Here is a 21,332-nt window from a genome sequence, read left to right as displayed (position 1 = left end):
CCCAGGGGGGGGGCAAAATTATGTCGGCGTCAGGGGGTCATTTTTACATCGGCGGTAACATCTAGCCTCATCGGAGTTGCTCGCCCCGTTTGAAAGCGAGATCGCAGCAATTCGCGCCCGCGCTGGCGTGCCGGCCCAGCATTGGCGATCACTGTACCAGGCGGTCTTCGATAATTACGCGGCGCTGGTTCAGCGTCTTCCTGCGTCGGAATCCCATCATCACGCGGGCGTCGGTGGCCTGCTACAGCATGGCATTGAAGTCGCGCGCCATACCCTGGATCTGAAACAAGGCATCATCCTGCCACGAGGAGAAGCGCCCGAAGTTCAATCTCGAGTCCAGGACCTGTGGACTTATGCCTGCGTTACCGCAGCCCTGCTCCACGACCTCGGCAAACCAATCACGGATCAGTGCATCACGCTCTATGGCGATCCAGGCGGACGTTGTACTGTCTGGTCGCCCGTCCACGGTCCAATGCCGGTCGGTGCGACGTATGGTATCGAGTTCAATCCAAAACGTATTTACCGTCACCACGAGCGCATACCGCCGTTGCTGGCGCACCATCTGATTCCGATCAAAGGCTTACAATGGATTGCAAGCGACCAAAGCGCGCTACATAACTGGCTCGCGGCGATCCAGGGTGATTTGCCGGATGCCGGCGCGATCGGTGAAATCGTGGGTAAGGCCGATGGCTTGTCGGTCGCGCGCAATCTCAGCGGCAGCAAGAATGTGCAACTGCCGACAGCCAAGGCCAAACCGCTTGTCGAGCGCTTGCTTACTGGACTGCGCTATCTGTTGGATAACGGCGAGTTGCCAATGAACCGACGCGGCGCTGCGGCGTATCTCGACGGCGACACACTTTGGCTGGTGTCCAAGACCACGCTCGACAAGCTCCGCACGCACCTAATCGAGGAAGGACAACCCGGCATTCCAACGCGCAATGATCGGTTGATGGATGAACTGCAACAGCATGGCCTGTTGGTCGCCAACGACCGGGATCGTGCCGTATGGATGTGTCAGATCACGATCGGTGACTGGCAGCACCAGCTGACATGCCTGCGCATGGATGCGAGCCGGATCTGGTCGGATCCTACACGACGCCCGGATTCGATGGATGGACATGTCGAGCCGATTGAAACTGAGACAGACGATGCCGACTCAGCGTCTGCGGCCACGGCCCGGACTGTCGACGCAGAAACCAAGCCGCAGACCACAGCACCGACCGAGCCGCCGGCACCGGATTCGGGGTCTGAAACAGCGGGCTTCGACCACAACTCGGTCGACGGGTTGCCACTGCCGTTCGACATTACGGCCCAGCCGACAGCGGTTGATGAGGCTGCAACGGCCGATGAACCAGGGCCGGCGGACGAATCAAGTGCTGGAACAGCTACGCCCTCGCCTGTCAAGAAGAAACCGAACAGAGAACACCACGCGGACGGTCAGGTCGAGAGCATGGATGCTGAAAGCGACGCCGGCGAGCGATTCGTGGCGTGGCTGAAACAGTCTATCGAGGACGACACGGTACCGATCAACACAGTCCAGGCCCGTATTCACATCCTGCCCGAAGGTCTCGCCCTTGTCTCCCCGCGGATATTCCGTGACTTCGATTCGGCGAATTGGAGTCATGCACAGAAGCGATTTCAGAAGCTCAAGCTACATCGCAAGACGCCCAAAGACGAGAACATCTGGACCTGCCAGGCAACAGGCAGCCGGAAACAATCACTCCTGAAAGTGATCCTGATCCCGGATCCTGTTGCGACGTTGGGCATCAATTTGCCGGAGCCCAATCCGGCCATTACCCTATTAGACGCGACTTCAACGCCAAGTGCACGTATCGACTCTACCGTGAGGAAGAGCTGCGGGTAGGTACCAAGCGGCGAAAGAATCAACACGACCGCATGTCGCCTTGAGCCAGCCGCCTCCAGGCAGGCGCTGGGCAATGAATAGCCAAGCCGCACACGAAAATTTAGGTGTTATTTCAGCAGCGCCTTGGCAATCCACAAACTGGGCGTAGGCAGTCCACACGAAACTTAATCGGTCGCGCGTATTCCGCATTGGCGCAACCTCTGTCGCGGCCGTATGCACTGGCCGCATGGACGAGGCTGGTCGTCGACAGAGGTTCCTATCACACGTTATGATTAGGGTAACATTGGGCTTTTAACGTGAACGTGTAATGGGTTCCCCGGTGGGCCAAGACCTCAACCTGATCAGCTAACTATCGTGACCTATACCGTATCAACAGGCACAGCTTTGTGGTGGCGCTTCCAGTAGGAGCGGCATATTGTTGCGGTTTAGAACTGCATCTTGCCGCCGTGACCGGTCGGCGAGGCGGTAGTTTAGATGGCTCTCCGGCATGGCGGCTCCCGTTTAAGGAAATTCGCCAGTGCGACCCAAATTCCTCACCCTTCCGCTAACGTGGCGACCGCGAACAAGAGGCCGCTATGCTCTTGCGTCCCGTTCAAGGCAGAGTGACGCGTCAGTCTCGACGCCGGTCGGACGATCTTATATGCCTAGCCCAGCACAAGCCAGATCGGGTGTTTCGGAGCGTGGCGGAATGTTGCTTCACCCTATCGCCAGTTGGGCGGCGGAGCGATCATCGCGACGCCTCGGTACGCTATGCCTGTCGATCTGGCGGCATGTTTCTAGGGCGCTCCAAGGCAGATGTGTATAACAATGTGTATAAAAAGCGATGGATCATAAGTTTTAGTTCTTATAATTCAATAGGTTATTAGCGAAATGATCCTGATGCTCGACAACTACGATTCGTTTACCTACAACCTCGTGCAGTATCTCGGCGAGCTCGAGGCCGAGGTGCACGTCGTGCGCAACGACGAGATCACGGTCGAGGACATCGAGCGCCTCAAGCCGGCCGGCGTGGTCGTCTCGCCCGGACCCTGCGGCCCCGAGGAGGCCGGCGTCTCGATCGAGCTGATCCAGCGCATGGCGCATCGGCTGCCGATCTTCGGCGTCTGCCTCGGCCATCAGGCGCTGGGTCAGGCGTTCGGCGCAACCGTGACCCGCGCGCGCCAGGTCATGCACGGCAAGACTTCGAGCATCCGCCATACCGGGCGCGGCGTGTTCGAAAACCTCGCCGATCCGCTCACCGCGACCCGCTACCACTCGCTGATCGTGGCACGCGACGGCCTGCCGGCGGATTTCGAGATCACGGCCTGGACCGAGACCGAAGACGGCGAGATGGACGAGATCATGGGGCTGATCCACAAGCCCACTGGCGCCGAGGGCGTGCAGTTCCATCCCGAATCGATCCTGTCGGATCACGGCCACGAAATGCTGCGCACATTCCTCAAGCGCTGTGGCGAACTCGAGACCGACGCCGTATGATCGACGCTGCTGTACTGGACGATATCGCCCGCGGCCGCGATCTAGACCCCGTACGCATGGCCGCTGCCATGCGTACGATCATGACCGGCGGCGCGACGCCGGCCCAGATCGGCGCGTTTCTCATGGGCCTGCGGATGAAGGGCGAATCGATCGACGAGATCGCCGCCGCCGCCGGAGTCATGCGTGAACTGGCCACCGACGTACCCATCGAAGCCGAACTCGCCGAAACGCTGGTCGATACCTGCGGCACCGGCGGCGACGGCTCCGGTCTGTTCAACGTCTCCACCGCGGCGGCGTTCGTAACGGCGGCGGCCGGCGGCCACGTGGCCAAGCACGGCAACCGCTCGGTATCGAGCAAGTCCGGTAGCGCCGACCTGCTGGAAGCCGCCGGCCTGAACCTCGAGACCTCGGCCGACGAAGTCGCGGCCTGCATTCGCGAGTTCGGCGTCGGTTTCATGTTTGCCCCGGCCCATCACGGCGCCATGAAGCATGCCGTGGGCGTGCGCCGCGAGCTCGGCATCCGCACGCTGTTCAACCTGCTCGGGCCGCTGACCAACCCGGCCGGTGCAAAAAACCAGATCATGGGCGTGTTCAACGGCCATCTCTGTGCGCCGCTGGCGGAAGTGCTCGGCAAGCTGGGCAGCCGGCATGTGATGATCGTGCACGGTGAGGACGGGCTCGACGAACTGTCGATCAACGCGCCGACCAAGGTCGCCGAGCTGCGCGACGGTCTGGTCGTGACCTACAAGATCGCGCCCGAGGACGTCGGCCTGGAGCGCGGCTCGCTCGACACCTTGCGTGTCGGCAGCGCCGCCGAATCACTGGCGCTGATCGAAAAAGCCTTTGCCGGCCAGTTCGATCTGGCGGCGGATATCATTGCCTTCAACGCGGGAGCAGCGCTCTATGTCGGCGGGCAATGCCCGAACCTGGCAGCCGGTGTCACCCTGGCCCGCGAGACCATTGCCAGCGGCGCCGCCGCACGGCGGATGGCAGAGGTCGCCGCGTTTACGCAGGCGCGCCCCGAAGGCGCCTGATCGCGTTACGCTTGCACCGGCCTCGGCCCGTAATGCGCGACCGATTCGTTTTCTAACCCGATTGCGACCATGAGCATTCAGACCACGCATACCATTCTCGATCGCATTCTGGCGCGCAAGCGTGAAGAAATCGCCGCCTTTCGCGCGAGCACGGATGACCAGGCGCTGGCCGACGCGGTCGCCACCGCCGACGCGCCGCGTGGGTTTGCCACGGCTCTGGAAGCCAAACGCCCGCAGTCGGTGATCGCCGAGATCAAGAAAGCCTCGCCGAGCAAGGGTCTGATCCGCGAAGATTTCGATGTAGCCTGGCTGGCCGAGCGCTATGCCGCCGGCGGCGCGGCCTGTCTGTCGGTGCTCACCGATCGCGACTATTTTCAGGGCGACGACGCTTTTCTGGGCCGGGCTCGCGGTGCCTGCGGCCTGCCGGTGTTGCGCAAGGATTTCATGATCGACCCTATTCAGATCGATCAATCGCGAGCGCTGGGTGCCGACTGCATCCTGCTCATTGCGGCCGCCCTGTCCACCGACCTCATGCACGAGCTCGCCGGGCGTGCTTTCGAGCTCGGCATGGACGTGCTGGCCGAAGTACATAACGCCGAAGAACTATCGCGGGCGCTGACCCTGCCCGAGGGCACGATCCTCGGCATCAACAACCGCGATCTGCATACCTTCGATACCACGCTCGACGTCAGCCTGCAGCTGCGCAAGCAGATCACCGGCAATCGCCTGCTGGTCAGTGAAAGCGGCATCTTCACTCGCGATGACCGTGTTCACCTGGCCGAGGCCGGGTTCGGGGCTTTCCTCGTGGGCGAATCCTTCATGCGGCAACCCGACCCCGGCGAAGCACTCTCCCGCCTGATCGCCTGATCGCCTGATCGCCTGATCGCCTGATCGCCTGATCGCCTGATCGCCTGATCGCCAGCTTCGGCGCGGGCGGCATCCTCGCCGCTATTCCATCATTCTACTTTTGGCTGATAGGTAGCCGACATTACCATGCCCGCTATAAAGCGGGCCTCGGGCAACCCTTCATACATAAAGAAAATTTGTATTTTCTTATTTTTTATATCGATCTGAAAAGAATACTTTCCAGCTTATTTCTCCTGTCCAAGCATTGAAAAGCGTGCTGTTCTAATCCGTGCGCGTACGCGCCGGTGAGCTCGGGGTGACCGCTTTTATAAAAATTCAGGGAGAAATCGCAATGAGAAGCAAGTTACTTCTATTGTGCGTAATACTACTGACGAGCACGATGCTCATCGTGGGTTGCAGCGACAATAAGAATGTCGATCTCGGCAACGGCAGCAACAGTTCCCAGACCGACAGCGATGGCGACGGCGTACCGGACAAGTCCGATAACTGCCCGGCCACGGCCAATCCGGACCAGAAAGACACCGACGGCGATGGCATCGGCGATGCCTGTGACAGTGACAAGGACGGTGACGGCGTGGCCAACGCCAGCGACAATTGCCCGTTGACCAAGAACCCGGACCAGGTAGACACGGACGGCGACGGTATCGGCGATAAATGCGACGGCACGCCCAACGGCGGCAGCGGCGACAGCAATGACGCCGATGGCGACGGCGTTCCCGACAGCCAGGACAACTGTCCGACGACGCCGAACCCCGATCAGACCGATTCGAACAACAACGGCATCGGCGATGTCTGCGACAACAGTTCTCAGGTTTCAGCCACAGCCTGCAATACCGGGGATAATGCGCCTTACACACCCATCATCAACGCCGACAGCTCGTCGACCGACGTCACGGTCGATTCCGGCACCAGCGGCACGTGTGTCTTGTGCGGGGTACAGAATCCGAACAACGTGATCGACGCGAACCTCGACAACGCGGCTCGCATGAACACGACGCTCGGCGTGGCCGGTGGCGCCGCGCAGATCCAGGTCACCGATAACAGTCAGCAATTCAGTGGCACGCGCCGGGTCGGTTTCGTGATCTCGCGTCCGGACAACGTGTTGACGCTGGATGTCATTCGCAATCTGGACATCACGCTGTTCGACAAGGGACAGCAAGTGGCCGACTCCAACTCGTCGAGTGCGATCAATCTCGACCTGCTGGGCCTGATCGGCGACAACAGCCGCAAGCTCGTCTTGATACAGACCGATCAGACGTTCGACTCGGTCCGCCTGCGGCTCAATGGTGGCGCCAACGTGTTGTCCTCGGTCGACGTGTACTCGGCCTGCGTGCAAAACACGACATCGAGCAGTGGCAGCACGGGCGGCAGCACCGGCGGTTCCACGGGCGGCAGCACGACGCCTACACTGACCAGCCAGGTGACATCGTTGCTTGATCAGACCACGCAGCAACTGACCAACCTGGGCACCGATAATCAGGTCTCCGACGCACTCAATACCACGCTCACCCAGCTTACCGACCAGATCGGCACGCTACTGGGCGATAGTGGCACGAGTGGCCTGTCCAGCCAGGTCAATACGGCACTCACCAACCTGCAAAGCCAGCTGTCGACCGTCACGACAGCCGGTGGCAGTACGTCGATCGACAGCCTCGCCACCGATCTGTCCACCGCGTTGACCGGCTTCGCACCGAGCAGTGGCGACAATCAGCCGTTGGATCAGGCGCTGAACAGTCTGCAGGGCGCCGTCAACGGTCTGGTGACGTCGGGCAGTTCCAGCGACTTGTCGTCGGCGATTCAGTCCGCGCTGACCCAGGTGAGCGATGCGGTCAACAGTGCCGGCGGCTCCGGCCAGGTGACCGACCAGCTGCAAAATGCGCTTTCGCAGCTGGATTCGACCCTCGGCCAGCTTGATCCAACCGGCGGCAACAGCGGTATATCGGACCAGCTGACCAGCGTGCTGACCAACCTGAAAGGCACCATCGACGGGCTGGATCTCAGTACCGGCGGCGATCAGCTGCAATCGGTGCTGCAGTCGCTCACATCGTCACTCTCGGGCGGCAATCTGTCCGGACTTGGCAGCACCGGAATCACCGATGCCCTGACCCAGTTGAATACGCAGCTGCAATCGGTCCTCGGCGGCACTGCCGACCCGACCATGCTGCTGACCAATGCCCTGGACCAGCTGCAGAGCACGCTCCAGAGCACCTCGGGCCAGGTCGATCCAAATGTCCTGCAAAGCTCGGTGACCAATCTGCGTAGTGCCCTGGATGCGCTGAACGTCGGCTCGGGCACCAGCGGCCTGCCGACGGACGTCACCGACGTGCTCACGAAGCTCGACAATTCGCTGAGCCAGATCGACGTGACCAACCTGGATAACTCCACGCAGGTGAACAACGCACTCGACTCACTGCAAACCACCCTCAGCAACCTGTCGCTGAGCGGTCTGTCCAGTAGCAGCAACAGCGACGCAACCAACGCGCTCGTCTCTTCGCTGCAAGGTCTGCAGACCACGCTGAACAGCCTCCTCGGCGGTCTTCTGGGCGGACTGACGTCGACGCTGGGACTCTAAGAGCAGCCTGACCGCCGCCCGGTGCCGCAGCCGGGCGGTTCATTCACGCCAGCAGCGCGGCCATTCGGCCGCGCTTTTTTTATTGCCAGCAAGAAACCCGATGCCCTGTCAGCACCGGGCAACCGCCGCACTAGGGTCTGCGAGTCCGCGCCAAGCGCTCCCTGAAAATTAACCAGGGGCGGCAAGACGAGGCGTAGCGAACGTGGCGTAGTCGTTCTACGCGAGAGAGCTATAACGCTGGATTGCCGTCGTGTCGTTAATTTAAGGGCGCTTGTCCCTTCGGGTTGGGCCGCCCATAAAAAATTAACCAGGGGCGCCCGGCGACGTTGCGCGTCTGGGTCGTGGCACGCCCAGAGCCGGCGACTCGCGCCTTGCCGGTCACGATTTGCGGACGCCAACGCGGCGCTCGAACGAGACCTCAACAGACCCTAGCCATGCCTGCTCTTTTATTTTGGTGGGGATGCCTTACATCATGACGAAGACCTAATCACGAGCGCGATGCGATGAAAGCGACCCTGAACTGGAAGGACGGGCTGGAATTCGACGGCCAGGCCGACAGCAATCACCATGTCACCATTGATGGCCCGCCGGACCTGGGCGGCAAGAATGCCGGCTTCCGGCCGATGGAAATGATGCTGCTGTCGGTGGGCGGCTGCAGCGCCATGGACGTGATGCATATCCTCAAGAAATCGCGCCAGGACGTAACCGATTGCCGCATCGAGGTAGACGGCACCCGGGCCGAGACCGAACCCAAGGTGTTCACCGACATCCATGTTCAGTTCATCATCACCGGGCGCAACCTCAGCGAAAAGCATGTCGCCCGCGCGGTCGAGCTGTCGGCCGAGAAATACTGCTCGGCCTCGATCATGCTGGCCAAGGCCGTAAATATGACGCACGGTTACACGATTGAAGAAACCGCCTGACCCGGTCGAGCGGACGGCCTTGACGCCGGGCGCCGCTGCCGGATACTTCGCCTTCGCAACCGGCCTTTCCGAACACCATGGATAAACTTCGACTGCACGGTTTCAACAACCTCACGAAGTCGCTCTCGTTCAATATCTACGATATCTGCTATGCCCGCACACGCGAGCAGAAGCAGGCCTATATCGCGTATATCGACGAGGTGTTCAACGCCGACCGGCTGACCCAGATCCTGACCGAGGTCTCGAACATCATCGGCGCACAGATCCTCAACGTGGCGCGTCAGGACTACGAGCCCGAGGGCGCGAGCGTGACCATTCTGATCGCCGAGGAGTATGCCTACGAAGGGCCGATGTCCGAGGCCGTAGTCGGCCATCTCGACAAGAGCCACATTACGGTGCATACCTATCCGGAGTTCCATCCGGACGACGGCATTTCGACCTTCCGCGCCGATATCGATGTCTCGACCTGTGGCCTGATCTCGCCGCTCAAGGCGCTGAACCATCTCATCCACAGCTTCGAATCGGACGTGGTCACGCTCGACTATCGCGTGCGCGGTTTCACACGCGACGTGGACGGCGCCAAGCATTTCATCGACCACACGATCCATTCGATCCAGGACTACATCGCGCCCGATATTCGCGAGCGCTATCAGATGGTCGACGTCAACATGCTCTCCGAGCGCATCTTTCATACCAAGATGCGGCTGACGGAGTTCGATCTCGACGATTATCTGTTCGCCGAAAACGCGGCCGACCTCCCTGCCCCGGAAGCCGAGGAACTCAGTCAGCGCATCGCCGGTGAGATCACGGATATCTTCTACGGGCGTAATTTCGGCTGATGGATATCCGCGCCGAGGACTTCGAGGCCGAGTTCGCCCGCCACCCGCTGGCTCGCGCCTACGTCGTAGCCGGCATGGAGCCGTTGCAGGTGGTCGAAGCCGCCGACGCCGTGCGCCGACGCGCGCGTGACGAAGGCTTCGACGAGCGCGACATCCTGCATGCGGAACCGGGTTTCGACTGGGGCCAGCTCGCCTCGGCCGGCGCCAACCAGTCGCTGTTCGCGGCCCGTCGCATCATCGAGCTGCATCTGCCCGACAAGGGCCCGGGCAAGCCCGGCTCGGCCGCGATCGCCGATTTTCTCAAAAAAGACGCGCCGGACACCCTGTTGCTCGTGGTGGCGCCGGGACTGGCGGCCTCGGCCCGCAAGAGCGCCTGGTATAAGGCGATCGCCAAAGCCGGCGCCGTCAGCTATGCCTGGCCGCTGCCGGCCTCGCGCATGGTCGCCTGGATCGAACGCCGCGCGGAAAAACGACACCTCGCCATCACCCGCGAGGCCGCGCAGCTGCTGGCCACGCAGAACGAAGGTAACCTCCTGGCCGCAGCCCAGGAAATCGACCGACTGGCGCTGCTCTATCCGGACGCGACGGTCGACCACGACGAGGTTGCCGCCGCCGCCAGCGATCACGCCCGATTCGATATCTTCGATCTGCCGGCCAAGGCGCTCGACGGCAATGCCGCCGGCGCGATCAAGAGCCTGTATCGCCTGCGCGCCGAGGGGGTGGACGCGGTCCCGATCACCTGGGCGCTGGTCAACGATCTGCGCACGCTCTACCAGGCCGCACTCGCCGCCCGCGCCAATCGGCTCGACGCCTTCATGAACAAGATTTTCATGCCCGTCGCCCGCAAACGCCAGATTTCCCAGGCCGCCCGGGCCGCCGATCCAGCTCATCTGGCGACGCTTCTGCGCCAGGCGGCACGTGCGGATGCCATCAACAAGGGAGCCGCATCGGGCCGGGCCTGGGACGAACTGATAACATTGACGATTGCGCTCTCCGGTCGAACCCCGGCCGCGCAGACGACGCACCCTTCATTTGCCACGACACGATCGCCATGAGCGCGAACCTACGCGAACCCGGCGGCGAGGCTTCCTCCCGCGTTACCCGTCAAATGCACGTCATGGGCGAAGCCGCCCGGCGCGCGGCCCGGCGCATGGCCGCCGCCGAACCGGGCGAGAAGAACGCGGCCCTGTTCGCGATCGCCGAAGCCCTGACCGAGCAGCAGGACGCCATCCTGGCCGCCAACGCCCGCGATATCCGCGAGGCCCGCGGCAAGCTCGACGCCGCGGCGATCGAGCGCCTGGAGCTCAACGCCGCGCGTATCGAGCGCATGGCCGAGGGCGTGCGCCAGGTGGCCGCGCTGGCCGATCCGATCGGCAGCATCACCGATCTGAATTTCCGGCCGTCAGGCATCCAGGTCGGGCGCATGCGCGTGCCGCTGGGCGTGGTCGGCATCATCTACGAATCGCGCCCGAACGTGACCGCGGACGCCGCCGCTCTGTGTCTTAAATCCGGTAACGCGGCCATCCTCCGGGGAGGCTCCGAGTCGGCACATTCCAACCAGGCCATCGCCGCCGCGGTCGCGCGCGGGCTGACCGACGCCGGCCTGCCGCGCGAGGCCGTGCAGGTGGTCGAAACCACCGATCGCGAAGCCGTCGGCGCCATGCTCGCGATGCCGCAGTACATCGACGTGATCGTACCCCGCGGCGGCAAGGGCCTGATCGAATTCGTGGCCGACAACGCGCGCATGCCGGTGATCAAGCATCTGGACGGCGTCTGCCACGTCTATATCGACGAATCGGCCGATCGCGACAAGGCCATTGCCATCGCCGTCAACGCCAAGACCCAGCGCTACGGCACCTGCAACACGATGGAAACGCTGCTGGTGGCTGAATCGGTCGCGCGTTCGATCCTCGAGCCCCTGGCCCACGACCTGCTCCAGGCCGGCGTGACGCTGCGCGGCTGCGAAGCCACGCGCAAATTGCTCGGCCCCGAGATCCAGCCGGCGACCGACGAGGACTGGGCGGCCGAGTATCTCGCGCCGACGCTCGCCGTGCGCATCGTGCCCGACATGCATGCAGCCATCGATCATATCGAGCGCTGGGGCTCGCACCATACCGATGCCATCGTGACCGAGAACGTCACGCGGGCACGGGCCTTCATTCGGGCGGTGGATTCCGCCTCGGTCATGGTCAACGCCTCGACCCGCTTCGCCGACGGCTTCGAATACGGCCTGGGTGCGGAGATCGGCATTTCCACCGACAAGCTGCATGCGCGCGGCCCGGTTGGCCTGGAAGGCCTGACGTCCCAGAAATACGTGGTCTTCGGCGACGGCCATGTCCGCTAAACAGGTTCTGATGAACGACAGTAAAGCCCCGATCGGCATTCTCGGGGGCACCTTCGATCCCGTACATCATGGTCATCTGCGTCTGGCCATGGAACTGGCCACGGATCTCAAGTTGGCCCAGGTGCGCTTGATCCCGAACGGGCGCCCGCCGCATCGCGAGCAGCCGGGCGCCACGCCGGGCCAGCGCGCGAAGTGGATTCGCGTGGCCATCGCCGACGAACCCCGGCTCGCGCTCGACGATCGCGAACTGATGCGCAAGGGGGCGTCCTACACGGTCGATACCCTGGCGTCGCTCCGCGCGGACTTTCCCGACAACCCGCTGTGTCTGATCATGGGCCGCGACGTGTTCGCCAAACTGCCCAGCTGGCACGAATGGCGCCAGCTTTTCGACTATGCGCATATCGTGCTGATCGAACGGCCGGGCCTGTCCGCGACATACGCGCCGGAGGCCGCCGCCGAACTCGAACAACGCTCGAGCGAGAACGTGGACGATTTGCACCACAACCTCGCGGGCGTGATCTACAACTACGCACCACCGCCGCTGGCGATCTCGGCCAGCCGCATCCGGCAGCTGATCGCATCGGGCGCCAGCCCGCGTTACCTCTTGCCGGCAGCGATCCTCGACGACATTATGGATTCTGAGATTTATCGCTCGCCGACGAGCGAGGCCAAGGAATGATGGCAGCAGACGAAACGCCGACCGACATGCCCCACACGACCGCCAATGCGGCCAGCGACAACGCCACCCTGCGTCTGGCACTCGACGCGGTCGAGGAGCTCAAGGGCGAGTCGATCAAGGTGCTCGATATCACGCAGCTCACGACCATCGCCGAACACATGGTGATCTGCACCGGCCGCTCGGGGCGCCACGTCAAGCGCATCGGCGAGACCGTGATCGCCAACGCCAAGCAGGCCGGCCTATCGCCGCGCGTGGAAGGCCTGGAACAGTCCGAATGGGTGCTGATCGACCTCAACGGCGTGCTCGTGCATATCATGCAGCCGGTCACCCGCGCCTACTACCAGATCGAGAAACTCTGGGACGTGGACGTTGCCGGGCCGGACACCACCAGCGCGGCGCACTGACTCCGACCCACTAACATCGGCGATGCGCATTCGGCTGATTGCCGTGGGCAAACGCATGCCTAAATGGGTCACCACGGCGTACGACGACTATGCCCGCCGTCTGCCGCGCGAATGCCGGCTTGAACTGGTCGAAATCCCGCTGGCCAAGCGCCACGACGGCGGCGATACGGCGCGCGCCATCGCCGCCGAGGATGAACGCATGGTCAAGGCCATCGGCCGCGACGACGAGGTCATCGCGCTCACCGTCGACGGGCGCGCCTGGTCCACGGAAGGCCTGGCCGAGGATCTGAAATCCTGGATGAACGACGGTCGCGACCGCGCCATTCTCGTCGGCGGCCCGGACGGGCTCGGACCGCAAGCTCTGGCAGCGGCCCAGCAACGCCGTTCGCTGTCGGCGTTGACGCTACCGCATCCGCTGGTGCGGGTGATCGTGGCCGAGCAATTGTTTCGTGCCCACAGCATTTTAATCGGTCATCCCTACCACCGCGCCTGAGCGGTCGTCAGCGAGTGCGTATTGCGGGACGCCGCGCCCTGGCTACGATCATTGTTGAGTTGCGGGGTTACGAGCGTCGTGACGACAATCGAACCATGAAACGTTCGATTTCCATCATGCCGATCGCCGACGGCCGCGCAGACGGTCGATCCTCGTGAGTACCGCCGAACCTCTAGCCGACGCCGATACGCTGCGCGTCGAGATCCTGGTCAACGCCGGGCCCGGCGAGACACGCGCGGCCCAGATCGAGCGCGGCGTATTGCAGGACATCCATATCCAGCGCGACGCCACGGCCAGCGCGGTCAGCAATATCTACCTGGGCGTGGTCCAGCGCGTGCTCGCCGGCATGCAGGCCGCGTTCGTCGATATCGGGCTGGAACGCGCGGCGTTCCTGCAGGTTTCGGACATGGTCCGGGCCGAAGCGGGCGACGATCGCGACACGCCCCGTATCGAAAAACGGCTGCGCGCCGGCGATCGCATTCTGGTGCAGGTCACGCGCGATGCAATGGGCACCAAGGGCGCGCGCCTGACCACCGATCTGGCCATCCCGTCCCGGTTTCTGGTTTATATGCCGCATACGCCGCGTATCGGCGTATCCGCGCGCATCGAAAGCGAAGAGGAACGCTCCCGCTTGTTCGATGCCGTCACCGATCTCAAACGCGCGCTGGATCTGCCCGGCGGATTCATCGTGCGCACCGTGGCCGATGGCGCGCCCGCCGCCGCACTCGCCGCCGACATGCGGTTTCTGGCGACCGTCTGGGCCGACATCCAGGAACAGGCGCAGCACGTGCCGGGCGAAACCCTGGTCTACGGCGACCTGCCGCTGGCGATCCGCATGCTGCGCGATCTGCTGACGCCGGATGTCTCGGCCGTCATCATCGACGATGCCCGCGCCTGGCAGGAGATGATCGGCTTCACCCGCCGTTTCGCGCCGGAATTCACCGATCGCCTGCTGTTGCACGACGAGGCAACACCGCTGTTCGCGCAATACGGCATCGAGGACGCGATCCAGCGCGCGCTGCAACCCAAGGTGCCGCTGAAATCCGGCGGATTCCTCATTATCGAGCAAACCGAAGCCATGGTGACGGTGGACGTGAACACCGGCGGCTTCGTCGGCACACGCAGCCTGGAACAGACCGTGCTGCGCACCAATCTGGAAGCCGCCCAGACCGTCGCGCGCCAGCTGCGCCTGCGCAATCTCGGCGGCATCATCGTGATCGATTTCATCGACATGGTAGACGCCGATCACAAACAGCAGGTGCTGGCACAGCTGGCCGCCGCGCTCGCGGCCGACCCGGCCAAGACCTCGATCGGTCAGTTATCCAACCTCGGCCTGGTCGAGATCACCCGCAAACGCACGCGCGAGTCGCTGGAGCATCTGCTGTGCGCCCCGTGCGAGGCCTGTGGTGGACGCGGCTATGTCAAAACCCCGGAAACCATTACCTTCGAGCTGTTTCGCGAGATCACGCGCCGTGCCCGCCTGCGCCCGCACGACGACGCCGAACTGCTGGTGCTGGCGCCGCCGGACACGATCGATCAGTTGCTCGACAGTCAGGCCGACGCGTTCCGTCAGGTCTGTGCCGATGCCGGCGTGACGGTCCGGCTACAGGCCGAAGCACTGTATGGCCCCGAACAATTTGACGTGGTCGTCATGTAAGCTGGCGCGATGATCGCCCGTAACGTGCCGTCCACCGTCCACGCGCCGGTATGAAGCGGCCCGTCGAACTGCCCATGTCCGGCCTGTATCACGACAATCTCCCGCGCGATATCGGGCCAGGCAACGCGCCGGAGTCAGGCGGTCCATGAGCGAAAAACCTCGCGCGCGCCGCCGTCGCGGCTGGATCAAGCGCAGTCTGATCATCGCTCTGGCGAGCGTGGTCGTACTGGCCGGCCTCTTGGTCGGCGGCGTCCGGCTACTCGATCATTTCGCGCCGCAATATCGCACGGCCCTGGCCGACCGTATCGGCCAGCGCATCAACGCTCAGGTCTCGGTGTCAGGCCTGGAAATCGGCCTCGGCTGGCACGGCCCGATTCTGTATCTCGACCATCCGCGCATCACACGTCATGGCGCCGAACAGCCGGCCCTGACCGCAAACCGGCTCGGCCTGGAATTCTCGCTGACCGACCTGCTCGGCGGCTCGCGCTTACCCGACGGCATCATCGTCGATCAGCCGCAGGCCGCACTGGTGCAGGCCGACGGCAAGCTCCGACTGGCGCACTGGGGCACGTCCACGGGCGGCGGTATGGATTGGTCCAAGCTGGCGGCCGTGCGGCGCCAGATCGCACACGTGCGTATCAATGACGGGCGGCTGTCGATTGTCTCCGACCGCCTGCCCAGCGGGCGCATGCAATGGTCGAACCTGAATCTGGCGCTCGACAATCAAGACCATCACCGCTTACAGGCGAGTGTCTCGGCCGACGGCCCGGCGTGGTGGCCGAGACTGACCGCGAGCGCAACCGTCGAGGGCTCGCTGCGCCACCCCGACACGGCCCGGTTTTCACTACACGGCGACAATATCCATCCGCTGGCCGTGGCCCGTCACAATCAAACGAAGATCGCCGGCCGGCTGCGCGGCGGGCGCGTGTCTTTCGCCGTTGATGGTCGCTGGCAGCAGAATCGCCTGGCCGACACCCGGATCACGCTCGACGGCGAGCCCGTGGCTCGGCGCGGCGATACGCATCCGCTGGTACCGGCCTTCCATGCCGTATTCACGGCCACGAGCGACCCTGAGGCGCATCGCGTCGATATCAAGCTGGCCCGGCTGACCGGCGGCCCGAAGCAATCCGGCGCGCTACAGGCCGCAGCCCGGTTCGATACCCGCAGTCATGCGCTGAGCGTGACCGCGCATCAGCTGCCCGGGGCGCTGGCGATGCGGCTTGCTCGTCTGGCCGAACCCAAGCTGGCCGATACCGCCGTCGACGGCTCGATCGATACGCTCGACATGCACTGGCAACCCGACCAGCCCCTGGCGGCGACCGTCGGTTTTCACGGCCTGACCGTGAACGATCCGCGCATCGCCTTCGGCCCCATCACCGGGCGCTATCACCAGCAGGGGACCCGCCATACCCTGCGCTTCGACGGCGCCGGCGGCCAGCTCAGGGCGCGACGCTATATCGACGGCGCGGTCGACATCACCGACCTGGGCGGTCGCGTGAGCTGGCAGCCGGCCGACAACGGCGGCTGGTCGATCGATCTGGACAAACTCCGCTTGGCCAGTCGCAAGGCGCATGTCAGCACATCCGGCCATGTACGTCTGCCTGCAAAGGGCGCGCCGGTCGTCGACGTCAGCGCCGATGTGGTCGCGCCGCATGTCGCGCGCCTGCTGGCGCATATCCCCCAGGCCAAGGATCTACCGAATCCGCGGCTGCGCGACTGGCTGCCGAAGTCGATCCTGAGCGGATCGCTCGACCAGGGCCACGTCACGGTCAAGGGGCCGATGAATCGCTTTCCCTTCGCCGAGGCTAAAAACGGCGACGGCTTTCATATGACGCTCAAGGGACACGCGGTGGATGTCCGCTACAAACCCGAGTGGCCGAAAGTCACCGATGCCAAGGGCACCTTGTCGCTGGACGGCGATACCCTCGCACTCGACCTCGACGGCGCGAAGATGCTGGGCGTACCCATCGATTCGGCCAAGGCCCACGTCGACGATGTCCGCGAGCCAGTCATGCATCTGACCGGCCAGGCCAACGGCGCGCCGGCGGACAAGCTGTTGTCGTTTCTGTCCGAATCGCCGCTGCGCAAGAAATTCGGCAAGCTGGCGGACGCGCTCGACGTCAGCGGCCCGGCCGATCTCGGCGTCACGCTGCGCATCCCGCTCAAGCCGGGCCTTGGTCATGTCGAGGTCAAGGGCACCGTCGACGCCAAGGGCGCGACGCTGCGCCAGCACACCCTGCCCGGGCCGATCACCGGCATCCGCGGGCGTCTGGCGTTCAGCGATCATGGTGTGAAGGCAGCGGGCCTGACCGGGACGCTGATGGGCGTGCCGATTTCGGCGGATATCACCGCCGCTAAGGACGGCGGCGAGCGCATCACCGCGCATGCCAGGCCCAGCCTGCCCGCCAACCGCAACGCACTCGCGCACTACCTGCCCGATCGCTGGCTGATTTACGGCAAAGGACAAACGCCGATCACGGTCGGCTTTACGGTCAAGCATTCGGGCCAGATCAGTCCGATCCAGGTCGACAGCGAGCTGGTCGGCATGGCGGTCCGTCTGCCGGCGCCGCTGACCAAGCCGGCCAGCACCAGCGCCCCGCTGACGGTCACGATCGATCCCGATAAAGGGCACATCGACGCCGAGTACGATCACCGGCTGCAGCTGACCGTCGATCTGGACTCGCAAGGCCAGCCCAAACGTATTCAGGCTCTGATGGGCAATCGCAATCTGACGCCGCCCGATGCCAACGGGCTGTGGATCGGCGGTCATGCCGCTCAGGTCGACGGTCTGGGCTGGTTCTACGTCGTGCGGCATGTTCTTTACGGCGCCCCGGCCGATATCCCGGGGGCGCCGGATACCGTGACTGCAGCGAGCACCTCGAAAAAAACCGCGGCCAGCGCCTCGAAGCTGACCTTCCTGGGCGGGGATCTGACCATCGGCCGGCTGAATTTCGGCGACCGCTATATCGCCAATCCGCATGTTCGGGCACAGCCGATGAGCAATAAAACGGGCTGGCGCGTGGACTTCGAAGGCAACGACAGCCAGGGGCAGATCACCTGGACCACGCCTACCGGCCAAGCCACCCGCATTGCCGGCAACCTGAAGCGGATCGCCCTGCATACCGAGCCGGCAAAGCCGGGCCAGAAGACGAGTGCCGGCGACGACGATTCCACCGTCCTATGGCCGGGCCTGGTGCCGACCGACCTGCCGGCCATGAAGCTGTTCGTCCAGAACTTCGTGGTCGACGGCACCTCCTTCGGCCAGACCCACGTCGATGCCCAAACCACGCCCGATGGCTGGAGCCTCGATCGTTTCGAACTCGCCCACGGGGCGCTGACCGGTCACGCCAGCGCACACTGGCAACGGGACCAGGGCGTCAACCAAGCCAGCGCCCACGCCGATTTCGACGGCCACGGCCTGTCGCGGCTGCTCCGCAGTTTCGGCTATGTCTCGCCGGTTCGCGCCAAGCGTGCTCGTATCAAAAGCGATCTGACCGTCCAGCCCAACCCGAACGGCCTCGATCTGCGCTATCTCGACGGCAATGTTCATCTCGCGCTCGATAATGGCTCTTTGCTGACTGTCGAGCCCGGCCCCGGCCGCCTGCTGGGGCTGTTCAATCTGTACGTGCTGCCCCGTCGTCTGCGACTCGATTTCAGCGATGTGGTCGATAAGGGCATGGCCTTCGACAAGGTGCGCGCGGACTTCAATATCCGGCAGGGGCAGGCCTATAGCCACAACGCCAGCATCCGGACGCCCTCGGCCAAGATCAGTATCACCGGCCGGATCGGGCTGGCGACCCGGGATTACGACGAGTACGTCACGATTACGCCGAAGGTCAGCAGCGGCGTCGCGATCGCGAGCGCCGTGCTCGGCGGACCGATCGTGGGTGCGGCAGTTTTTGCGGTGCAACAATTGCTCAAGAAACCGATCCAGCATTTCTCCTCGGTCGGCTACAACCTCAAGGGCAGCTGGGACGACCCGCAGATCGTCAACCCGCGGGCGGACTCGGCGGCGTCCGGCGACGCGCCAAAGAACGCGGCCCCGCAGCCATCGAAGCCGTCGGATAGCAAAGCCTCTTCCGCGAAACCGTCGCCCGACACGCCCGGCGGGCGGTAGTGATCGCGTCGGGCGTTCGGCGTATGCTCGGCGCACGAGCCCCAGAACATCGAGCGCATGAGCGCAGACCGACCGACACCGGAAATCGCCCGTGTGGCCGCCATCCAGATGAACTCGCTCGGCGAGGTCGATCCCAATCTCGCCCGCGCCCACGATCTGCTGCGCGACGCCGCCCGGCGCGGCGCACGACTCGCCGTGTTGCCCGAGAACTTCGCGCTCATGGGCGCGCACGAGACCGATAAACTACGCGTCGCCGAGACCGATGGCGACGGCCCGATCCAGGATTTCCTCGCTCGTACCGCGGCCGAGACCGGACTCTGGATCGCGGCCGGCACGATCCCAATCGCCAGCCCCGAGGCGGATCGTGTCTATCCGGCGCTGTGCGTGTACGACGACACCGGCGCGCGCGTCGCCCGCTACGACAAGATCCATCTGTTCGACGTGGGCCTGCCCGATTCGGCCGAGGCTTACCGGGAGTCGGCCACTTTCATGCCCGGCAGCAACGCGCCCACGGTCATCGATTCGCCGTTCGGACGCATCGGCCTGTCGATCTGCTACGACCTGCGCTTTCCCGAGCTATATCGCCAGCTGGCGGCCCAGGGCGCCGAAATCATCGTGGCACCGTCCGCGTTCACGTATACGACCGGCACCGCCCACTGGCATATTCTGGTGCGCGCCCGCGCGGTGGAGAATCTGGCCACGGTGATCGCGCCGAATCAGGCCGGGCATCATGCCAGCGGTCGCCGGACTTACGGCCACAGCCTGATCTGCGGCCCGTGGGGCCAGGTGCAGGCCGAGGCCCGCAGCGAAGCCAACGAAGTGGTCATCGCCGACATCGATCGCACGCGCGCGGCCCAGCTGCGCGAGGGCTTTCCCTGCCTCACCCATCGGCGGCTCGACTAACCCCGGCCCATTCCTTCAAGGAGCCTTTCATGGCACGACAGATCCAGTTTCAGCAAACCGGCGGGCCCGACGTCCTCGAACTCGTCGACACCGAGATTCGCGATCCGGGGCCGGGCGAAGTGCGCGTCACCAATCACGCGATCGGCGTGAACTTCATCGACATCTATTTCCGCACCGGGCTGTATCCGGCGGACCTGCCGAGCGCGATGGGGACCGAAGGCGCCGGCGTGATCGATGCCGTAGGGGATGGCGTCGAGGAGTTCGCCGTGGGCGATCGCGTGGCTTATGTACTGGGCCCCAAGGGCGCCTATGCGGATGCAATCACGTTATCGGCCGATCATGTCGTCGCACTACCCGAGGCGATCGATTTCGAGACGGCCGCGGCCTCGCTGCTCAAGGGCCTGACCGTGCAGTATCTGCTGCGCCAGACGTACGCTATCGCCGAAGACGACACTATCCTGTTTCATGCCGCCGCCGGCGGCGTGGGCACCATCGCCTGCCAGTGGGCGCGTGCGCTCGGTGCGCATGTGATCGGCACCGTATCGTCCGACGAAAAAGCCGACATCGCCAAGGCCAACGGCGCCTGGATGACGATCGACTACACTCGCGAATCGGTCCCCGAGCGTGTCATGGAACTCACCGACGGCGCCGGTGTGCCGGTGGTCTACGACTCGGTCGGCCGCGACACCTGGCACGATTCGCTCAAGTGTCTGCGCAAACGCGGCCTGATGGTGTCGTTCGGCAATGCCTCGGGGCCGGTCGAGGGCGTCAACCTGGTCGAGCTCAACCGCGGCGGTTCGTTGTTCGTCACCCGTCCGAGCCTGGGCGGCTATGCCGATACGCCCGAGCGTTTCGAGATGATGTGCGCCGATCTGTTTGCCGTGCTCGAGTCGGGCGATGTGAAGGTGCATATCGGCCAGCGCTACGACCTGGCCGATGCCGGCGCCGCACAACAGGCGATCGCCGATCGCAAGACCACCGGGTCGACGATTCTGTTGCCGTAACCCGCGGCGAGTGGCCCGGTGGACGGCGACGCACGACGCGTCGTTCACCAGGCCCCTGGTGGTCGAGACGAACGCGACACGATGCTCGACCCGTGAACGCGCATACCTCGAAAAAAACGCGGCCCAGGCCTCATACATAGAGCAGCCTGCTGTTAA

Annotated in this window: 16 protein-coding genes; all 16 read left to right on the top strand. The window is 64.0% G+C overall.

All coding sequences use genetic code 11. The annotated features are described in order from the left end of the window. Nucleotides 1–76: 76 nt before the first annotated feature. The 16 genes from mobH (at nt 77) to C41B8_RS14720 (ending at nt 21,176) form a co-directional block, all read left to right on the top strand. Nucleotides 77–1,864, top strand: coding sequence for a MobH family relaxase (gene mobH / locus C41B8_RS14795; protein WP_084189053.1), 1,788 nt, complete (start codon nt 77–79; stop codon nt 1,862–1,864). 870 nt (nt 1,865–2,734) lie between these two features. Beyond that, complete coding sequence (locus C41B8_RS14790; protein ID WP_037339840.1) at nt 2,735–3,340, top strand: anthranilate synthase component II; 606 nt, start codon at nt 2,735–2,737, stop codon at nt 3,338–3,340. Continuing rightward, nucleotides 3,337–4,374: an anthranilate phosphoribosyltransferase gene (trpD, locus tag C41B8_RS14785; protein WP_051883597.1), complete on the top strand. Its 1,038-nt coding sequence runs from the start codon at nt 3,337–3,339 to the stop codon at nt 4,372–4,374. The genes C41B8_RS14790 and trpD overlap by 4 nt, the downstream gene beginning before the upstream one ends. 69 nt (nt 4,375–4,443) lie before the next feature. After that, nucleotides 4,444–5,241 carry an indole-3-glycerol phosphate synthase TrpC gene (trpC, locus tag C41B8_RS14780; protein ID WP_037339838.1) on the top strand — a complete coding sequence of 266 codons (798 nt, stop codon included), beginning with the start codon at nt 4,444–4,446 and terminating at the stop codon, nt 5,239–5,241. Between the two features lie 331 nt (nt 5,242–5,572). Continuing rightward, nucleotides 5,573–7,813, top strand: coding sequence for a thrombospondin type 3 repeat-containing protein (locus tag C41B8_RS19770; RefSeq protein WP_084189051.1), 2,241 nt, complete (start codon nt 5,573–5,575; stop codon nt 7,811–7,813). 503 nt (nt 7,814–8,316) lie between these two features. Next, entirely contained in the window at nt 8,317–8,736 is a 420-nt protein-coding gene (locus tag C41B8_RS14770; RefSeq protein WP_037339836.1) for an OsmC family protein, read from the top strand. A 77-nt stretch (nt 8,737–8,813) separates the two neighbouring features. After that, nucleotides 8,814–9,575, top strand: coding sequence for an adenosylmethionine decarboxylase (gene speD / locus C41B8_RS14765; protein ID WP_037339834.1), 762 nt, complete (start codon nt 8,814–8,816; stop codon nt 9,573–9,575). Then, complete coding sequence (gene holA, locus C41B8_RS14760) at nt 9,575–10,630, top strand: DNA polymerase III subunit delta (protein WP_051883595.1); 1,056 nt, start codon at nt 9,575–9,577, stop codon at nt 10,628–10,630. Before speD ends, holA begins: the two co-directional genes overlap by 1 nt. Beyond that, nucleotides 10,627–11,919: a glutamate-5-semialdehyde dehydrogenase gene (locus C41B8_RS14755; protein ID WP_037339831.1), complete on the top strand. Its 1,293-nt coding sequence runs from the start codon at nt 10,627–10,629 to the stop codon at nt 11,917–11,919. The genes holA and C41B8_RS14755 overlap by 4 nt, the downstream gene beginning before the upstream one ends. After that, on the top strand, nt 11,909–12,598 hold the full coding sequence (gene nadD, locus C41B8_RS14750; protein ID WP_051883594.1) for a nicotinate-nucleotide adenylyltransferase: 690 nt from the start codon (nt 11,909–11,911) through the stop codon (nt 12,596–12,598). The genes C41B8_RS14755 and nadD overlap by 11 nt, the downstream gene beginning before the upstream one ends. Beyond that, entirely contained in the window at nt 12,595–13,002 is a 408-nt protein-coding gene (rsfS, locus tag C41B8_RS14745) for a ribosome silencing factor (protein WP_232226087.1), read from the top strand. The genes nadD and rsfS overlap by 4 nt, the downstream gene beginning before the upstream one ends. A gap of 22 nt (nt 13,003–13,024) precedes the next feature. Beyond that, complete coding sequence (rlmH, locus tag C41B8_RS14740; RefSeq protein ID WP_037339828.1) at nt 13,025–13,495, top strand: 23S rRNA (pseudouridine(1915)-N(3))-methyltransferase RlmH; 471 nt, start codon at nt 13,025–13,027, stop codon at nt 13,493–13,495. A gap of 190 nt (nt 13,496–13,685) precedes the next feature. Further along, on the top strand, nt 13,686–15,152 hold the full coding sequence (locus C41B8_RS14735; RefSeq protein WP_037339860.1) for an Rne/Rng family ribonuclease: 1,467 nt from the start codon (nt 13,686–13,688) through the stop codon (nt 15,150–15,152). Between the two features lie 145 nt (nt 15,153–15,297). Further along, entirely contained in the window at nt 15,298–19,269 is a 3,972-nt protein-coding gene (locus C41B8_RS14730; protein ID WP_037339825.1) for a YhdP family protein, read from the top strand. A 57-nt stretch (nt 19,270–19,326) separates the two neighbouring features. Beyond that, nucleotides 19,327–20,172: a carbon-nitrogen hydrolase family protein gene (locus tag C41B8_RS14725; RefSeq protein WP_051883593.1), complete on the top strand. Its 846-nt coding sequence runs from the start codon at nt 19,327–19,329 to the stop codon at nt 20,170–20,172. Nucleotides 20,173–20,201: 29 nt separating this feature from the next. Beyond that, nucleotides 20,202–21,176 carry a quinone oxidoreductase family protein gene (locus tag C41B8_RS14720; protein ID WP_037339822.1) on the top strand — a complete coding sequence of 325 codons (975 nt, stop codon included), beginning with the start codon at nt 20,202–20,204 and terminating at the stop codon, nt 21,174–21,176. Nucleotides 21,177–21,332 lie beyond the last annotated feature (156 nt).

Source organism: Salinisphaera hydrothermalis C41B8 (assembly GCF_000732535.1).
GTDB classification, from domain to species: domain Bacteria; phylum Pseudomonadota; class Gammaproteobacteria; order Nevskiales; family Salinisphaeraceae; genus Salinisphaera; species Salinisphaera hydrothermalis.
This window is presented reverse-complemented; position numbering and strand designations above follow the sequence as displayed.